The organism is Mycobacterium sp. 1164966.3 (assembly GCF_001665395.1).
In the GTDB taxonomy this organism is placed as follows: Bacteria; Actinomycetota; Actinomycetes; order Mycobacteriales; family Mycobacteriaceae; genus Mycobacterium.
In genome coordinates, this window is sequence record NZ_LZSG01000020.1 from 32286 (window position 1) to 49217 (window position 16932).

20 protein-coding genes and 1 pseudogene are annotated in these 16932 nt (G+C 65.1%); 12 read left to right on the forward strand and 9 right to left on the reverse strand.

Annotated features, from left to right (window positions below; genetic code table 11):
- Window positions 1-18 precede the first annotated feature (18 nt).
- Window positions 19-648: a DedA family protein gene (locus A9W99_RS07065; RefSeq protein WP_067375255.1), complete on the forward strand. Its 630-nt coding sequence runs from the start codon at window positions 19-21 to the stop codon at window positions 646-648.
- Here the strand turns inward: A9W99_RS07065 and A9W99_RS07070 are convergent.
- The gene (locus A9W99_RS07070; protein WP_172828825.1) at window positions 637-1953 is read right to left on the reverse strand and encodes a DUF2254 family protein; all 1317 of its coding nucleotides are present in this window, start codon (window positions 1951-1953) and stop codon (window positions 637-639) included. The genes A9W99_RS07065 and A9W99_RS07070 overlap by 12 nt on opposite strands.
- Before the next feature lie 171 nt (window positions 1954-2124).
- Here A9W99_RS07070 and A9W99_RS07075 point away from each other — a divergent pair, with 171 nt between their 5' ends.
- The 3 genes from A9W99_RS07075 to A9W99_RS07085 all read left to right on the forward strand — a co-directional run bounded on the left by A9W99_RS07075 (window position 2125) and on the right by A9W99_RS07085 (window position 3897).
- Window positions 2125-3051, forward strand: a complete 927-nt coding sequence (locus A9W99_RS07075) for a crotonase/enoyl-CoA hydratase family protein (RefSeq protein WP_067375215.1) — start codon at window positions 2125-2127, stop codon at window positions 3049-3051.
- A 63-nt stretch (window positions 3052-3114) separates the two neighbouring features.
- A complete protein-coding gene (locus tag A9W99_RS07080) occupies window positions 3115-3573 on the forward strand; it encodes a DUF5078 domain-containing protein (RefSeq protein WP_067230100.1) in 459 nt (152 codons plus the stop codon).
- An 84-nt stretch (window positions 3574-3657) separates the two neighbouring features.
- Window positions 3658-3897 carry a hypothetical protein gene (locus tag A9W99_RS07085; RefSeq protein WP_067375257.1) on the forward strand — a complete coding sequence of 80 codons (240 nt, stop codon included), beginning with the start codon at window positions 3658-3660 and terminating at the stop codon, window positions 3895-3897.
- On the opposite strand, the gene A9W99_RS07090 is transcribed toward A9W99_RS07085, so the two are convergent.
- The 3 genes from A9W99_RS07090 to A9W99_RS07100 form a co-directional block, all read right to left on the reverse strand.
- The gene (locus A9W99_RS07090; protein ID WP_067375217.1) at window positions 3894-4796 is read right to left on the reverse strand and encodes an HAD family phosphatase; all 903 of its coding nucleotides are present in this window, start codon (window positions 4794-4796) and stop codon (window positions 3894-3896) included. The genes A9W99_RS07085 and A9W99_RS07090 overlap by 4 nt on opposite strands.
- Window positions 4797-6326, reverse strand: coding sequence for an arylsulfatase (locus A9W99_RS07095; protein WP_172828827.1), 1530 nt, complete (start codon window positions 6324-6326; stop codon window positions 4797-4799). It abuts the gene before it with no gap.
- 66 nt (window positions 6327-6392) lie between these two features.
- A complete protein-coding gene (locus A9W99_RS07100) occupies window positions 6393-6827 on the reverse strand; it encodes an ArsI/CadI family heavy metal resistance metalloenzyme (RefSeq protein WP_067375221.1) in 435 nt (144 codons plus the stop codon).
- Window positions 6828-6931: 104 nt separating this feature from the next.
- Between A9W99_RS07100 and A9W99_RS07105 the strand changes: the two genes are divergently transcribed.
- Window positions 6932-7291 carry an Rv2640c family ArsR-like transcriptional regulator gene (locus tag A9W99_RS07105; protein WP_067375223.1) on the forward strand — a complete coding sequence of 120 codons (360 nt, stop codon included), beginning with the start codon at window positions 6932-6934 and terminating at the stop codon, window positions 7289-7291.
- 107 nt (window positions 7292-7398) lie between these two features.
- Here the strand turns inward: A9W99_RS07105 and A9W99_RS07110 are convergent, their stop codons facing one another.
- Together A9W99_RS07110 and A9W99_RS27130 are read right to left on the reverse strand one after the other, a co-directional pair.
- On the reverse strand, window positions 7399-7830 hold the full coding sequence (locus A9W99_RS07110) for an SRPBCC family protein (RefSeq protein WP_067375225.1): 432 nt from the start codon (window positions 7828-7830) through the stop codon (window positions 7399-7401).
- Window positions 7831-7869: 39 nt separating this feature from the next.
- Window positions 7870-8097 carry a hypothetical protein gene (locus A9W99_RS27130; RefSeq protein WP_253869660.1) on the reverse strand — a complete coding sequence of 76 codons (228 nt, stop codon included), beginning with the start codon at window positions 8095-8097 and terminating at the stop codon, window positions 7870-7872.
- Here A9W99_RS27130 and A9W99_RS07115 point away from each other — a divergent pair.
- The 6 genes from A9W99_RS07115 to A9W99_RS07140 are packed head-to-tail and all read left to right on the forward strand — an operon-like array spanning window position 7993 to window position 13328.
- Window positions 7993-9267 carry an NAD(P)/FAD-dependent oxidoreductase gene (locus A9W99_RS07115; RefSeq protein ID WP_253869658.1) on the forward strand — a complete coding sequence of 425 codons (1275 nt, stop codon included), beginning with the start codon at window positions 7993-7995 and terminating at the stop codon, window positions 9265-9267. The genes A9W99_RS27130 and A9W99_RS07115 overlap by 105 nt on opposite strands.
- On the forward strand, window positions 9261-9968 hold the full coding sequence (locus tag A9W99_RS07120; RefSeq protein ID WP_067375229.1) for a DUF1365 domain-containing protein: 708 nt from the start codon (window positions 9261-9263) through the stop codon (window positions 9966-9968). The genes A9W99_RS07115 and A9W99_RS07120 overlap by 7 nt, the downstream gene beginning before the upstream one ends.
- Complete coding sequence (locus tag A9W99_RS07125) at window positions 9965-11239, forward strand: class I SAM-dependent methyltransferase (RefSeq protein WP_067375231.1); 1275 nt, start codon at window positions 9965-9967, stop codon at window positions 11237-11239. Before A9W99_RS07120 ends, A9W99_RS07125 begins: the two co-directional genes overlap by 4 nt.
- A gap of 8 nt (window positions 11240-11247) precedes the next feature.
- Window positions 11248-12021 carry a DUF1295 domain-containing protein gene (locus A9W99_RS07130; protein ID WP_156622988.1) on the forward strand — a complete coding sequence of 258 codons (774 nt, stop codon included), beginning with the start codon at window positions 11248-11250 and terminating at the stop codon, window positions 12019-12021.
- A gap of 45 nt (window positions 12022-12066) precedes the next feature.
- Complete coding sequence (locus A9W99_RS07135; RefSeq protein ID WP_067375235.1) at window positions 12067-12630, forward strand: sigma-70 family RNA polymerase sigma factor; 564 nt, start codon at window positions 12067-12069, stop codon at window positions 12628-12630.
- Window positions 12627-13328, forward strand: coding sequence for an anti-sigma factor domain-containing protein (locus A9W99_RS07140; RefSeq protein ID WP_067375236.1), 702 nt, complete (start codon window positions 12627-12629; stop codon window positions 13326-13328). Before A9W99_RS07135 ends, A9W99_RS07140 begins: the two co-directional genes overlap by 4 nt.
- Here A9W99_RS07140 and A9W99_RS07145 read toward each other — a convergent pair.
- The 3 genes from A9W99_RS07145 to A9W99_RS07155 are packed head-to-tail and all read right to left on the reverse strand — an operon-like array spanning window position 13320 to window position 15091.
- Window positions 13320-14174, reverse strand: coding sequence for a hypothetical protein (locus tag A9W99_RS07145; protein WP_067375238.1), 855 nt, complete (start codon window positions 14172-14174; stop codon window positions 13320-13322). The two genes, A9W99_RS07140 and A9W99_RS07145, sit on opposite strands and share 9 nt — an antisense overlap.
- A 10-nt stretch (window positions 14175-14184) precedes the next feature.
- Window positions 14185-14700 carry a mycothiol transferase gene (locus A9W99_RS07150; protein WP_067375239.1) on the reverse strand — a complete coding sequence of 172 codons (516 nt, stop codon included), beginning with the start codon at window positions 14698-14700 and terminating at the stop codon, window positions 14185-14187.
- Window positions 14701-14710: 10 nt separating this feature from the next.
- Window positions 14711-15091 carry a VOC family protein gene (locus A9W99_RS07155; RefSeq protein ID WP_067375259.1) on the reverse strand — a complete coding sequence of 127 codons (381 nt, stop codon included), beginning with the start codon at window positions 15089-15091 and terminating at the stop codon, window positions 14711-14713.
- A gap of 130 nt (window positions 15092-15221) precedes the next feature.
- Between A9W99_RS07155 and A9W99_RS07160 the strand changes: the two are divergent.
- Window positions 15222-16452, forward strand: a pseudogene (locus A9W99_RS07160) (amidohydrolase family protein); the annotation flags it as partial.
- Window positions 16453-16932: the final 480 nt, after the last annotated feature.

Sequence of the window (16932 nt, forward strand, 5' to 3'; positions counted from 1 at the left end):
CGGGCACCCACGGTGATCATGTCGTCGCAATTGCCGGGGGTTCTCAATCCGCTCTCGTCGGTTCTGGACCACTACGGCTACCTGGCCTTGGTGGGCGTGGTCGCCGTGGAGGGGATCGGCGTTCCGGCACCTGGCCAGATCATCCTGATCGCGGCCGGTGTCTACGCAGCGTCGGGGCATTTGAACCTCGCTGCGGTGTTGATATTGGCGTTGCTGGCCGCGGTGATCGGGGACAACTTCGGGTACGCCATCGGCTATTACGGCGGGCGGCCGCTGGTGCGCCGCTTCGGCCGTTACGTGTTGCTCACCGAGAACCGGGTCGCGGCCACCGAGCGCTTTTTTCACGGGCGCGGCAACATGGTCGTGCTGATCGGGCGGTTCGTCGACGGGCTGCGCCAGGCAATCGGGATCGTCGCGGGCCTGGCCGAGATGCAGTGGCGACGCTTCCTGACCTACAACGTGGTGGGCGCCATTGCGTGGGTCGGTCTCTGGGTCCTGGTCGGATACCTGGCCCAAACGCACATCCCGGTGATTTACGCCAAGTTTGTGCAGTACCAGACCTACTTGCTGATAGCGGTCGCAGTCGTGCTGATTGGCCTGCTTACGCGTTGGCTGTATCGGCGGCGGCAAGAGTCCTCAGCCGGGTAGTCGAGCGTTCAGGCGTGACTCGACGTGGTCCAGTTCCGCCGCCACGCCGAGGTGGCCGTTTTCCGAAAGCGTCCGGCCCAGCTCAGCCAGCGCCCGATCGAGCTCTTCGGTACACGGGTGCCTGGTGGCCGTCGGCAGCGCATAGCGCAACTGCGCCGTTGCCGACAGTTGGTGGTCCGGCGATAGGCGCGGAATCGCCATGGCGAAGACCTTCAGCACCTGGGCACAGGTCTGATGTTGCCCACCCTCGATGGCGCCCACCGCGATGCTCGCCAACGCGGTCAACACCAAGGGAATAATGCGATCCCGGTAGACCACCGGAAGCCGGTCCTCATCGTCTGACTCGCCTTGCGGCGGGGACTCCTGAGCCCAGTACGCCAAGAGCTCGTGCAACCCGTCGACTGTCACCAAGGCCGCTTCCGGATCCCGCTGAGTCGCAGCGGCCCACCCGATGCTGGATAGCTGATGCACACCGTAAGACGGTTCCCGGTCGAGTTGCCGCTCCCTGCCGCAGCGCAACGCGTCGAGGACGGCTTCGGCCAACCGGTCACGTTCGCCCTCGTCGTCGGCACGGACCGTGGCCAAGTGAGTGCCGGCGACGATGTGCGTTCCCAGCTTGGCGGAGAACTCGATCTCTGCTGCCCCAGTTGCGGAGTCGAGCGCGCGACGGAGGGTGTCGAAGTCGATGTCGACGAGATAGCCGCTGCACTGGGCACAGACGGTAGTCGCCGGGAGGTGCTCGAGAAGTGGTTCTTTCCGCACATTCCGTAACCACTTCAGCTGGCGGGCACGCGTTGCGATGGTGATCTGCACGATGCGCTCCACCACCGAAGGAGGACGTAGCTGGTCGAGCACCAGATATCCGAAGACCACCAGTCCAGCCATGGCCAGCACGCTGAGGATCAGCGCGACCGCAGTACTGAACACGGCTTGCTGGGGGTCGACCAACGCCAAGACCACGACGTAGAAAGCCGACAGCCCGGCGAAGTAGCCGAAGAAGGCCTGGTTGACGAGGCGGCGAAAAAATTGCTCCACCACGACCCACGTAAACACATCGGCCATCCGGTGGATCAACGTCAGTAACAGTACGAAGGTGATCGTCATCAAGGTGAGCATCCCGGGAGCCACCGTGCGCAGCATCGACTGGTTTTCCTGCGGCGGCGCCAGCTTCGACAATGCGTGCGCGACCGGGCGCAGCCAGCCCACCTCGGTACCGTCCAGCACGCTGGTGATGACCCCCAGCACGACGAACCCGGCGATGATCGCCAGTGGCACCGCAAGGAACTCTTGCAGCGCCCGTCGCAACCCACTTTCCCGCCTCGGACGTAGCCTTTCCGCCGTCCGGCGCATAATTGTTCACCCACCTCTGCCGGGACACCCTCGCCGTCGTTGGTACCCCCTCTGCTCTTCGGCGAACCAGCGCCGGCCGGCGGGCCGACGCTTGACACTCGACTCCAGCGGCACTTCGCTTCCGCTATGCCGATATCCGAGCCGACACCCGAATTCGAGACCCTGCTCTACCGGACCGCGGGCCCGGTGGCCACCATCACGCTCAACCGCCCGGAGCACCTGAACACCATCGTCCCGCCCATGCCCGACGAGATCGAGACCGCGATCGGGCTGGCCGAGCGGGACCAGGACATCAAGGTCATCGTGTTGCGCGGCGCCGGACGCGCCTTCTGCGCCGGTTACGACTTCGGCGGCGGCTTCGCACACTGGGGTGACGCCATGATGACCGATGGCAAGTGGGACCCCGGTAAGGACTTCGCCGTGATCACCGCGCGCGAGACGGGGCCGCATCAGAAGTTCATGGCCATCTGGCGGGCGACGAAACCGGTGATCGCTCAGGTGCACGGCTGGTGTGTGGGCGGGGGCAGTGACTATGCGCTGTGCGCCGACCTCGTCATCGCCAGCGAGGACGCCGTGATCGGCACGCCGTATTCCCGCATGTGGGGCGCGTACCTGACCGGGATGTGGCTGTATCGGCTGAGCTTTGCCAAGGTCAAGTGGCACTCGCTGACGGGCCGGCCGCTGACCGGTGTGCAGGCCGCCGAGGTGGAGCTGATCAACGAGGCGGTGCCGTTCGACCGCCTGGAGGCCCGCGTCGCCGAGATCGCCGGCGAGCTGGCGCAAATCCCGTTGTCCCAGTTGCGGGCGCAGAAACTGATCGTCAACCAGGCCTACGAGAACATGGGTCTGGCGTCCACCCAGTTGCTGGGCGGCATCCTCGACGGCCTGATGCGCAACACCCCCGACGCCCTCGACTTCATCCGAACCGCCGAAACGGAGAGTGTGCGGGCGGCCGTAGAGCGGCGCGACGGCCCGTTCGGTGATTACAGTCAGGCTCCGCCGGAGTTGCGACCTGATCCCAACCACGTCATCGTCCCTGATGACCGCAGCTAGTAAGATCGGCTATTGATTTTGATTCCTGTTCGAGCGAACCCTGAGAGTGTTACGGTTATCGATATGTTTCGGCTGACTTCTAGCCTGCGTGCAGGCGTTTGGTTCCTGGCCCTCCTGGTAAGCCTCGGCGTCGCCGTCGCGACCTTCCCCAAGGCCGCGGTCGCCGATTCCACCGAAGACTTTCCGGTACCGCGCCGCATGATCAACACCACCTGCGACGCAGAGCAGTATCTGGCGGCGGTTCGGGACACCAGCCCGGTCTACTACCAGCGCTACATGATCGACTTCAACAACCACGCCAACCTGCAGGAAGCGACGATAAACAAGGCGCACTGGTTCTTCTCGCTGTCGCCGGCGGAGCGCAGGGAGTACTCCGAGAATTTCTACAACGGCGATCCACTGACCTACGCCTGGGTCAACCACATGAAGATCTTCTTCAACAACAAGGGTGTGGTGGCCAAGGCAACTGACGTGTGCAACAACTACCCGCGCGGCGACATGTCGGTGTGGAACTGGGCATAAGGCTTTTTCGGGGATAGTCGATGAGCGACGGGCCGCCGTGCTCTGTTGCCGGTCGCCAAGTTCGGTACAGGGAGGGTGTTGATCGTGAAGGCACTGAGGTTCGTCGGCATGGCGATACTGGCGGCGCTCACTTCATGCGTGTTCCTCATCCAAAGTGGCACAGCGCACGCCGACTTCACGCCGTGCTCGACGGAAGGTCAGAAACTCTGGGGCGACACCGGCCCCATCCTGTGCACGCGCGACGGGGATGAGCCATTGCATTGGGTGCGCATTCCTGCGGCGGGGATGTGTGTGGCGATCTGCGATCGGTTCGGCCCGCCCTAGGTTTCGAAAACGCTGAGCCAGTCGTCGCGAATGCTGACGACGGTCCAGCCTCGCGTATTGGCTTCGCCGAGAGCCTTTTCGGCGCCGGCGACATAGTCGAATTCGCGGTCGGCGTCGTCGTGACGCACCAGCATGCACAGCGACGGCTCAGCGGCGTGCGTATATTGCATCATCGCGATGTCGCCGTTGGAGTTGCCCACCGCCAGGATCGGGCGTCGTCCGGTACGTCCCCAGATCCGCACCGGCTTGACCGGGCCCCAACTAGACAAGTCGAGGAACTCCGGCCGCGATGTCGTCAACAGCTGACCGTCTTTGAAGTCCAGACCAACCGAGCTGCCGATCACGCGTTCCGGCGGTAGACCGTACATCCGACCGGTAACCGGGCGCATGAAGTCGCGACCGCCGCCGGAGGCGATGTAGTTGGTGAATCCGTTGGCCTCCAGGTAGCGCAACAACTCGACCATCGGTGCGTATCCGCATGCGGTGTAGGGGCGATTCAGCGTCGGGTGGGTGGCTTCGGCGAAAAAGCCCCGCACTCGCTGCGCATGCTCTTCGACGGTCATCCCGTTGAATGCCGAAAGTATGGCCCCGGCAAGGACTTTGACGTCAGAGTCGTCGCCGTTGTAGTGCTTGGTGACGGCGTCGTCAAACCAGGACAGGTCGCGGGCCGCGGCCGCGAGGTAGGGCTGCTTGTGCTGAAGTGCGACGTCGGCCGCGGCTTGCTCGGCCAGCCGGCGCACCAAAAAATCCAGTTGAATGTGGGCGGGCTTCTCACACCAGAGGGTGCCGTCATTGTCGAATACCGCGACCCGCGCCTCGGGCGGCACCTCGGCTGTGACGCGGCCTACGAAGTCGACGATGGCCGCCTTCGCGGGTCCGTCCTTCCACAGGTCGAGCATCTAGTCCTTCGCCAAGAACTGATGCAGCTTCTCCACCGCGTGGTCGATGGTGAAGCTGGCCGGTGGGTGTCGGGGCGGGAATTCCTTGAATGTGTCGAGGAACTTGGTGGCCATCGCTATCGCGTAGAACACGAAGTAGTCGTGATGCAGAAACCAGTCGTAGTAGGTGTTGGACGTAATGTCCGCGTACTCAAACGGATCGGTGCGCAAGTTGAACAGCTTCGGCGCCCGTAGCGGGGTGAACGGTTCGGCCCAGATCTGCAGCGTTCCACGGCAACGTTGTTCGGCGAACACGATCTTCCAGTTTTCGAAGCGCATCGCGACCAGCTCGCCGTCGTCCGAGAAGTAGAAGAAGCCGCGTCGCGGGCTGGTCTCGACCTCGCCGGTCAAATAGGGCAGCAGGTTGAATCCGTCGATGTGGACTTTGAATTCCTTCTGTTCGCCCTGCAGCGTTATTTTATAGCCCTGCTTGAGTTTTTCGCTGACGTCGGGATCCCCCGCGGCGGCCAATAGTGTTGGCAGCCAATCGTGGTGCTGGATGATCTCGTTGGAAACGGTGCCCGCCTTGATCTTTCCGGGCCAGCGGATCATCTCGGGCACCCGGAATGCGCCCTCCCAGTTGGTGTCCTTCTCGCTGCGAAACGGCGTGGTACCCGCGTCCGGCCAGCTGTTGCGGTGTGGCCCGTTGTCGGTGGAATAGATGACGATGGTGTCCTCGGCGATGCCGAGCTCGTCCAGGGTGTCAAGCACGTGACCGACATTGCGGTCGTGATCGATCATCGTGTCGTGGTAGCCCGACTGCCAAAGTCCGGCCTGCCCTTTGCTTTCCGGCTTGGTGTGGATGTAGAGGTGCATGTGGGTGGTGTTCATCCACACGAAAAATGGTGTGCCCGCCGCGTGCTGGCGTTTGATGTAGTCGATTGTGATTTCGGTGATCTCGTCGTCGATAGTTTCCATCCGCTTGATGTTCAAGGGACCCGTGTCCTCGATCACCTGCTTGCCGACCGGACCGAACTTCGGGTGGTCGGGATCGGTGGACACCTCGTCAATGGCCCGGCACTTGAGCACGCCGCGCGGTAGCGCCAACTGGTAGAGCCGAGGGAACTGATCGGCGTGCGGATAGTCCTCCTGCTCGGGTTCCTCTTCCGCGTTGAGGTGGTAGAGGTTGCCGAAGAATTCGTCGAACCCGTGCACTGTCGGGAGGTATTTGTTCAGGTCGCCGAAGTGGTTCTTGCCGAATTGGCCGGTGGCATAACCCAGCGGCTTGAGTAGCTCGGCGATCGTCGGATCCTCTGCGGCCCAACCGATGTCGAAGCCGGGCGCGCCGACCTTACTCATCCCGGTGCGGTAGACGCTTTGCCCGCTGATGAATGCGGCGCGGCCCGCCGTGCAGCTCTGCTCGCCATAGGAATCGGTGAACCGCATTCCCTCATTGGCGATTCGGTCGATGTTGGGCGTGCGATAGCCCATCAGGCCGTCGCTGTAACAACTCAGATTGGTGATCCCGATGTCGTCGCCCCAGATCACCAGGATGTTGGGTTTACCGTCCGGCGTGACTGGGACCTTACGCGTCTGGTGAGGAGCGATCAGACCTTTTTAGGAGGGCGGGTCGTCGGTCGACGCTGACCCGACGCGGTACGGGAGCGGGTCGGATGCGCCGAATGTCTCGGCGTCGGCAAGCTTGGTGTAGACCTCCCACTTCTCATCGTCGGGCGCGGTGACCCACACCTTGTCTTGGGTGGCAAAGCAACAGGTGGTGTCCATCTCCTCCTCGGTGAACAGACCGGCTCGCCCCAGGCGGCCGATCTCTGCATGCACCGTCTCGCTGGACTCGACTTCGACGCCGAGGTGGTTGAGCGATCCGCCCCTGCCGGGGTTCTCGATCAGGACCAGCTTGAGCGGTGGTTCAGCCACGGCGAAGTTCGCGTAGCCGGGCTTGCGTTTGGCCGGCTCGGTGTTGAACAGCTTGGAGTAGAACGTGATTGCCTCATCGAGGTTATCGACATTGAGGGCTAATTGAACGCGAGACATGGCGGCAAACCCTCCAAGTTGTGAGACATATATCGAACTAGTGTGGCGTGGCCTAGCATGCCACCTTTTCGATATATGTCAATCTTTGTGCCAAGATGGTGCGTATGCCTAAAGCGTTGCCGGTGATCGACACGAGTGCGCCGGTCTGTTGCGCCCCGGTTGCGGCTGGTCCGATGAGCGATGAGGACGCGTTGCAGATTGCGTTGCGTCTCAAGGCTCTGGCAGATCCGGTTCGGGTCAAGATCGTCTCGTACCTGTTCAGTTCCTCCGCCGGCGAGGAGATTTCGGGAGAGCTTGCGGCGGTGTTGCAACTCAGCGAGTCCACGGTCAGCCATCATCTGAACCAGCTGCGTAAGGCGGGGCTCATAGCCTCGAACCGGCGCGGGATGAACATGTTTCATCGGGTCCGTCCGGACGCGTTGCAGGCGTTGTGTGCCGCGTTGGACCCAAACTGTTGCTCCTAGCGGAGCCGGTTTGTACCCATCTTCATGCCGAGGTCAGTGGATGCCTGGCTTTCGTCAGTAATGCGGCGTGGCCGCCGGAAAGCGATCAGTGGTCGCCGTCGAAACCATTAGCTCTCCAGCGCCTTCGCGCAGCCAGCAAGGATCGCGCGAAAGGCAAAGGAGCGCATAAGCGGAGCGCTGAGTATCTCGAGCATCTTGCCGCCGCCGCGAGGAGGAATCGTGTAGCCACTTACCCAATCGACATGCGTTCCCTTAGCCGACGGAGTACAGGTGAGCATCCCGTTTTGATGCACCGGTGGGAACCCGTCGACAACCTGATATGAGCAACTACGGGGCGAGTCGTAGGCCGTAATCTGCTCGTGCACCCAGAAGCCGAAGCCTCTCAGTTCACGCGTGGCTCCGACTGCGGGACCCGACGAGTCCAGCCAGGTGGCTTTGCGGAACCATGGAGAGACGGTCAGGTTGGCTGGATCCAATAGCCACGCAAAGACCCGTTCCGGCGGTGCTGCGATCGTCCGCTGCTCATAAATCTGCGTCACGAGATGTCCCCTGCAGTGCTGTCGATTCCGCGGAACATGCTAGACGCGGCCGCGCTTCGCATAACGCACACCGTGTGATTTGCGGGCCGCCACGAGCGTCTGCGCCGTCCGGCCGGCCGGTGGCTCCGAATAGCTGATGTGCAGCAGGAATTTGGACGCTCGATAGCGGTCGTTGGGAGCGGCGTGGCCGGCCTGACCGCCGCTTACGTGTTGTCGGGGCGGGACCGGGTCACCTTGTACGAGGCCGATGTTCGGCTCGGCGGTCATGCGCACACTCATTTCGTGAAGCACAGCGACGGCAGCGTCGTGGCGGTCGACTCGGCATTTCTGGTGCACAACGACCGGACGTATCCGACGCTGTGCCGGTTGTTCGGTGAACTCGGCATCGCCACCCAGGAGTCCGAGATGTCGATGTCGGTGCGGGCCGACCACATCGGGCTCGAATACGCCGGGGCGCTCGGCGTACGCGGTCTGTTCGCGTGCCGGCAGTCGCTGCGCCCGCGCTATCTGCTGATGCTCACCGAGATCATCCGCTTCCATCGAGCCGCACTCCGGATGCTGGACGACGATCCCGGTGACCACCCGGAGACCCTGGAAACCTTCCTGCAGCGCCACCGCTTCTCGTCGTACTTCGTCGATTACTTCATCACGCCGCTCGTGGCTGCCGTGTGGTCGTGCGCCGGTGACCACGCATTGCGCTATCCAGCTCGGTACCTGTTCGTCTTCCTGCACCACCACGGCATGCTGTCGGTTTTCGGCTCGCCAACGTGGCGCACGGTAACGGGCGGATCGGCAAATTACGTTCAGGCCATCGCTTCTCGGCTCGACGAGGTGGTAACCGGAACGCCCGTCCGCTCGCTGCGACGCATGCCGGACGGCGTGCTGGTGCAAGCGGGCGGCAGCCCGCCGAGGCTTTTCGACGCGGCCGTCGTCGCCGTGCATCCCGGCCAGGCGCTGTTGTTGCTCGACAAGCCGAACGCCTGGGAGCGTTACGTGCTGGGCTCAATCCCCTACTCGACCAACCGCGCCCAGTTGCACACCGACGAATCGGTGCTGCCCCGCCGTCCCCGCGCCCGTGCGTCGTGGAACTACCTGGTGACTCCGGACTCCGACCATGTTGTGGTCAGCTACGACGTCAGCAGGCTGATGCGGCTGCCCGGTACGCGCCGGTATCTGGTCACACTCGGCGGCGAGGACCGCGTGGACCCTCGGTCGGTGATTGCCGAGATGACCTACAGCCACCCGCTGTACACACCGGAATCGGTTGCCGCGCAACGTGCTTTGCCGACGCTGGACGACGACCGGGTGGTGTTTGCCGGCGCCTACCACGGCTGGGGCTTCCACGAGGACGGCGCCGCTTCCGGACTGCGCGCGGCGCGGCGACTCGGCGCCGACTGGCCGGCGCCGGCCAATCGCGAGGCGGTGGTCAGGTGCTGACTCCCTCGATCTACCGGACCACGATCACCCATTCCCGACGGGTGCCAGTGCACCATTCGTTCGAATACCGAAGCTACAGCTGGTATTTCGATATCGACGATCTGCCCCGGCTGCCCTGGTGGCTACGACCGTTCGCCCAATTCCGCGCCGACGACCACTTCACCGGAGCCTCGGGGGGTTCGCTACGAGACCGGCTAAAAACGTTTTTAGCCGAACACGAGGTAGCCGCTCCCGACGGCCGCATCACCGCGCTGCTGCAAGCTCGCGTTGCCGGCTACGTTTTCAATCCGTTGAGCGTCTTCTGGTGCCACGACCGCGACGGCATGCTGCGGCACGTGATCGCCGAGGTGCACAACACCTATGGCCAGCGCCATGCCTACCTGTTGCCGCCGGCCGAAGTGCCCGTGGTGACGACAAAGACCTTCTACGTCTCGCCGTTCAATCCGGTTGACGGCTACTACGTCGTGCAGGCGCCGCTGCCCACCAAAGAAGTCGACATCACCGTGGCCCTGCACCGTGACGCCGGGCCGGCCTTTCCAGAATTCATTGCGAATATGCGCGGTGAGCGTCGACCGGCAAGCACCAGGGAGGTCGCCGTCATGCAGCTCATATCGCCGTTGGCCCCGCTGCTGGTGGCGACCAGGATCCGGATGCAGGGGCTCAAGTTGTGGTTGCGCCGAGTGCCGGTGGTACCGCGATGAGCATCGAGACCATCCGAAACCCTTCAGCAGCAATAGATTCGGAGCGCTGGCCGGCGGTCGCGACAGAGCCGTCGGGTCCCGTGGCGGCGGCGTCGGCGGTGGTCGTCGAACGGCTGCTGCGCCGCGCCGCGGCCCGGCTGCCGATGCGCCTGGTCTACCCCGACGGCGCGGTGATCGGCGCGGCCGATCCGACACTGCCGGTCCTTTTTCTGCACCGGCCCGACGCGCTGGCGCGCCGGATAGGACGGCACGGCCTGATCGGTTTCGGTGAGTCGTATATGGCCGGTGATTGGTCGTCGAATGATCTCGCCGGGCTGCTGACTGTGCTGGCGCGGTCGGTCACCGACCTGGTCCCGAGGGCTCTGCAATTGCTACGGCCACTCGGTCCGGCCTTCCGCCCCCGCTGGCGAGGAGCCGACCGCGATCAGGCGCGACGCGACGTCGCCAAACACTACGACCTGTCCAACGAGCTGTTCGCCGAATTCCTCGACGAGACCATGACGTACTCGAGCGCGCTGTTCACCGAGATGCCGACCGCATGGCCGGATTTGGCTGCGGCACAACGACGCAAGATCGACCGGCTACTGGATCAGGCCGGCGTCCGGCCAGGCAGCCGGGTGCTGGAGATCGGCACCGGATGGGGCGAACTGTGCATCCGCGCGGCCGCCCGCGGGGCCCGCGTCCGCTCGGTGACGCTGTCGGTCGAGCAGCAGCGGCTGGCCCGAAGGCGGGTCGCCGCGGCGGGTTTGTCCCACCTGGTGCAGATCGACCTGTGCGACTACCGCGACATCGGGGCCGGCGAATTCGACGCAGTGCTGTCGATCGAGATGATCGAAGCCATCGGATACCACTCGTGGCCGCGGTATTTCGCCGCACTGGAAAGGCTGGTGCGCCCGGGCGGCCGGGTCGCGATCCAGGCCATCACCATGTCGCACGCACGGATGCTGGCCACCCGTCACACGCACACCTGGATCCAGAAATACATCTTCCCCGGCGGACTGCTACCGTCCACCCAGGCCATCGCCGGCATCACCGAGCGGCGCACCCGTTTGCGGACGGTCGACATGGCCTCGCTGCGCCCGCACTACGCCGAAACTCTGCGGCTCTGGCGAGAGCGGTTCGCGCAGCGCCGAAATGAGTTGGCGCAGTTGGGCTTCGACGAGGTGTTCGGGCGAATGTGGGAACTGTACCTGGCGTATTCGGAGGCGGGCTTCCGGTCGGGCTACCTAGACGTCTACCAGTGGACGTTCGTGCGAGGGGTGGAGTCGTGAACTTCGTGATCGTCTCGGGCGCTTCGGCTTTGGCTCTCGCCGTGGTGCATTCGGTGACGTTCCTGATCGGTCGGCGGATCGGCCGCTACAACGTCGTGGACGTGGCGTGGGGGCTGGGCTTTGTCGCCGTCGCCGCCGTCGCCGCAGCGCTTGGCCACGGCGACCCCACCCGTCGGTGGCTCCTACTGGCCTTGGTGACGATCTGGGGCGTGCGGCTGAGTTGGCACATCCAGCGCAAGACCGTTGGCAAGGGTGAGGATCGCCGTTATGCCGACCTGCTTCGCGATGCGTCCCCTGCGCAGGTGGTGCGCAAGGTCTTCCTGCTGCAGGGCTTCCTGGGCTGGTTCATCTCGTTGCCGCTGCAGCTTTCCGCGGTCGGCGGACCCACGCCCAAGCCGTTGCTGGCCGTCACCGCGGTGGGCGTGGCGGTGTGGCTGCTCGGGTTCACCTTCGAGGCCGTCGGCGATCGACAGCTGAAGGCGTTCAAGTCCGACCCGCAGAATCGCGGCATCATCATGGACCGCGGGCTGTGGTCCTGGACCCGCCACCCCAACTACTTCGGCGACGCATGCGTCTGGTGGGGGCTGTGGCTGGTCAGCATCAACGGCTGGGTAGCGCTCGCCACGGTGGGCTCGCCGCTGGTGATGACGTACTTTTTGGTGCACGTCAGCGGCGCCCGGCTGACCGAGCGGTACATGCGGGACCGACCCGGATTCGCCGAATACCGGAAGCGGACAGCGTATTTCGTGCCGTGGCCGCCGCGGACGGGAAATCGGGCATGAGCAGATTGCCCCCCGCGACTCCGGCTGACGATAGGCTACCGATCGATGACCGGACCGTCAGGGCTGAGCGGCGACCTGGACACCTTGCTGCGCAAGGTCGCCGGTGGCGACCGCGGCGCGTTCGCCGCGGTCTACGACCTCACCAAATCCCGGGTGTACGGATTGGTGATCCGGGTGTTGCGTGACGCCGGCTATAGCGAGGAAACCACCCAGGAGATCTACCTCGAGGTGTGGCGGACCGCGTCGGACTACGACTCGGCCAAGGGATCCGCCCTCGCGTGGCTGCTGACCATGGCCCACCGGCGCGCGGTCGACCGGGTGCGTTCCGAGCAGGCCGGCACCAGGCGGGAAGGACGCTACGGTGCCGCCACCGTCGAGACCGCCGGCGACGTCGTCGCCGACTCGGCGATCGCGAGTGACGAGCGGCGCCGGGTGACCCGATGCCTCGAGGGCTTGACCGAAGCGCAGCGCGAGTGCATCGAGCTGGCGTACTACGGCGGGTTGACGTATGCCGAGGTATCGCAACGGTTGGCCGCCAACCTTTCGACGATCAAATCCCGCATGCGTGACGCGCTGCGCGGCCTGCGCAATTGTCTGGACGTGTCATGACCGACCCGAACGAATCCGAACTGCTTGACCTGGCCACGCCGTATGCGCTGAATGCGCTGACCGAAGAGGAGAAGGCTGACCTCGACCGCCGGGTTGCCGCGTCGGCGGTCGCGGCTGAATTCCATGACGAAGTGCGGGCGGTGCGCGAAACGATGGCGGTGGTCTCGGCGGGGACAGCTATCCAACCACCGACGCATCTACGGGCAGCCGTCCTGGCCGTGACGGAACCGACAGAGCTCGAGGTCAGGCGGCAACGGCGTTGGCGAACAGCCCTTTTGGCGGCTGCTGCCGCAATCATGATCGGATTGTCCGCATTCGGCGTCGGCGTGCTGATGCGACCGCCGCCCCGGCAGACGGTCGCCGAGCAGGTCTTGACGGCGCCCGATGTGCAGACCGTCTCTCGCCCGTTGGGCACCGGGACCGCCACATTCGTGTTCTCCCGCGACCGCAACGCCGGTGTGCTGGTGATGAACAACGTGGCGCCGCCGTCGCCGGGCACGGTGTACCAAATGTGGCTGATGGGCACCAATGGCCCTCCGACATCGGCGGGGACCATGGGTACTGCGGCCGTTGCACCCTCGACGAAAGCCATGGTTCGCGACATCGGACCGTCGACGGCGCTGGCGTTCACTGTGGAACCCGGCGCCGGGTCGCCGCAGCCGACCGGCACGGTGTTGGCTCAGTTGCCCTTAAGCTGACTTCCTGCGTAGGCTGAACACCGCCGCCACAATCACACCGAGCACCACCAGCGTGGCGCCGGTGAGCAGCGTCAGGTTGAGCCATTCATGCAGGCTGGACTTGGCGTAGCGGACCATCACGTCGCCAACGGTGCGAAAGTCGCCGGTGGTCCTATTCAGTTCGGTGATGATGCGCCGGTCGGCGAGCTCGATGGCGGCCCATCCCGCCGCGCCTTCCAGCAGCACCGCGATGCCGATGGCGGCCAGCGCCCTGCCGCGGCGCCGCGCGGCGACCAGCAGCAGAAAACCGAACAGGGCGCTCATAGCCGCCGCGCCTATGCTCGCCCAAGGACCCCAAGTCGCGAGCCAGCCGAGCTGGCCCTGCCGCAGCGACTGCGTCGTCGAAGGCACTGTCACCGTCACCGGAACCGTCAGCTTCGTCGGGACCGTCACGTGGTGACTGGTCAGCATCTGCTGGACCGAGCTTTCATTGAGCATCGGGGCCAGATCTACCACCCACTCGGAGTCCTGGCCGGACTGCGGCTTGCTGAACAACCAGTTGTGGGCGGCCTTGTTCGCCTCGGCGAACAACGGCGGAAAAGCCGGGCTTGCCGTAAATTTCGCGACCACGTCGTGGACCTGCGAGGTGTCGGCAGTGCCGCCGTGATCGGTGATGAGGCGCATGGCGCGCGTGGTGAGTTCGGCCGCCATGGCGGACTGCAGCGCGGGGTCGGCGGCGGCCTTGCGGGCCAGCCTGCCGTAGCCGTCGACGTCGACGATGTTCCGCTGCAACCACGACGCGGGAACCAGCACCACCAGCGCGGCCGTGGTGGCCAGCCACAACACCACCGTCAGCGTGAGTCGCACGGCAAGGGCTTTACGGGACGATTCCGCGCAGGTAGGCGGCTTGGCCGAGGTGCTGTGCACAGTCGTCGACGATGCTGACCAGTCGGGCGCTGGCCGTCACCGGCGGGTCCCAATTGGTGTCCACGACGCGGCACAACTCATCGGCGGTGACTTTGGTGGCGTATTCGAGGCTGAGTTCGTGCACCGCGTGGTAGTAGCCGGACAGCAACTCCGCCGATGCGCGCACCTTCGCCACATCCTCCGGGCTGTGCCCGTAGCCGGTGTCGTTGCGCGGCAGGTCCAATCCGAATCGGTCCACCCAGCCGTCGCGGGTCCACACCTGCTCGACGCCGGCGATGTCGGCGAGCTGAATGTCCTGCACCCGGGCGCTGTGCCAGATCAGCCACGCGATGGTGTTGGCCTCGGGGGTGGGCCGGTAGTTGGACACCTCGTCACTCAGGCCGTCGGTGAGGTCGTCGACGTGTTCGATCAACCGGGTGAAGGCGTCCCGAAGCAATTCCTGCGCGGCCGCGTCAGCGTTGGGCATACCACCGACCCTACGGCTGCCCGTGCCAGACGGCCTCGACGTTGTTGCCGTCGGGGTCGCGCACGAAGGCGCCGAAGTAGCCGGGGTGATATTCCGGCCAGAGCCGCGGCGCATGCAGCGACTCGGCGCCCAGCCCTACCGCCGCGTCGTGAAACGCGCGCACCGCGTCTTCATCGGCCGCCTCGAACGCGACATGCACTTCCCGATTGGGGCCCTGCGCGGTGCCGGCAGCCTGGTCGGCGATCCAGAAAGCCGGCTTGCCGTCCCGGCCGTATCCGATGGCCACGCCGAAATCCAGCTGCCGGGAAAAGCCGAGCACGCCCAGCACCGTGTCGTAGAACTCCTGTGATTTCGGGTAATCGGCGCAGTTGATTCCTAGATGGTCAAACATCAGCGCCACTCCTCCTCATCGCTTCGTCCCCCTCGCCGCTGCGCGGCTGGGGGCGCCCCCACTGCATCGTCGTCGGCGCGCACGCCACCGATCCTGGCATGTCGCACCGACACGGTCGTAGATTAGTTAGATGCGCTATGACCTCCTGATCCGCAATGGCACCATCGTCGACGGGCTGGGAGGTGAGCCGTACGTCGGCGACGTGGCCGTCCGGGACGGCGTCATTGCCGCGGTGGGCTCCGTGAACGGCGCAACGGCCGAGCGGGAGATCGACGCGACCGGTCTGCTGGTCACCCCGGGTTTCGTCGACCTGCACACCCACTACGACGGGCAGGCCATCTGGTCGGACCGGCTGACGCCGTCGTCGGCGCACGGGGTGACCACGGTGGTGATGGGCAACTGCGGAGTCGGCTTCGCGCCGTGCCGGCAGGAAGACCACGACGTGCTGGTCGACGTGATGGCAGGGGTGGAGGACATTCCCGGTGTGGTGATGACCGACGGCCTGCCGTGGAACTGGGAGACGTTCCCCCAATTCATGGATGCGCTGGACGCCGGGAAACGCGACATCGACGTGGCCGCGTATCTGCCGCACTCTCCGCTGCGCGTGTACGTGATGGGTCAGCGGGGCGCAAATCGCGAGCCCGCCACCGGCGAGGACCTCGCCACCATGCGCGCGCTGGCCAAAGAGGCGATGGAAGCCGGGGCGCTGGGCTTCGCCTCGTCGCGGCTGATGATCCACAAGACGGAGAGCGGGGCGCAGATCCCCAGCTACGACGCCGCCCGCGAGGAGATCGAGGAGATCGCCCGAGGGGTGGTCGACGGCGGCGGGGGTCTGCTGCAGTTCGTGCCCGACATTCCGGCCGGCGGCTACCAGCCCGTGCTGCAGACGGTGTTCGACGTCGCCGAGGACGTCGGGCTGCCGCTCACGTTCACTCTCGTCGTCGCCAACACCGGCGACCCGACCTGGCCGGACGCCATCACCATGATCGAGAAGGCGAACGCTGCCGGCGGCGATATCACCGCGCAGCTGTTGCCGCGGCCGATCGGGCTGATCATCGGGCTACAGCTGTCCGCCAACCCGTTCGTGCTCTACCCCAGCTACCGCGAGATCGCCCACCTGCCGCTGGCCGAGCGGGTCGCCGAGATGCGCAAACCCGAAGTGCGCGCTCGCATTCTGGCCGACAAGCCCGGCGTCGGGCACCCGATCCTCTATGTGGCGCAGGCCTGGGACTGGATCTTCCCGCTGGGCGACAACCCCAACTACGAGCCGGACCCCGCGGACAGCATCGGGGCCCGGGCCCGGGCCCGCGGCGTGAACCCGATGGAAGAGGCCTACGACCGGCTGCTGGACGACGCCGGCCATCTGGACGAGGCCGAGCGCGTGGCGCTGGAGATCGCCAACCTGCGCGCACCCGAAGCCGATACGTTTTACCTGCTCGGCCTGATTGCCGATGCGCGCGGCCGCCATGCCGATGCCGGCGATTTCTATCGCAAGGCGCTGTACCTGGAACCCGCGCACTATGAAGCGCTGACGCATCTTGCCGCGCTGCTCGACGTGGCGGGCGACACCGTGGCCGCACGCCAGCTCATGCTGCGTGCGGAGCGCGCGCTGGCACGCCAGGGCAAGAGGCCATCCGCATCATCCGAATCCGAAACACCGGAGCACACACGAGGAACGCATGGCGCACGCCGTCCATGACCACGCGGGCGTTACCACGCTCGTTGATGACTGCTGGAACCGCATCGGCACGCGCGGCGATCAATCCTGCCCGCGCCTTGCCACGTATTCGCGCTGCCTGAATTGCCCCGTCTTCGAAGAGGGGGCGGCTGCGCTGCTCGAT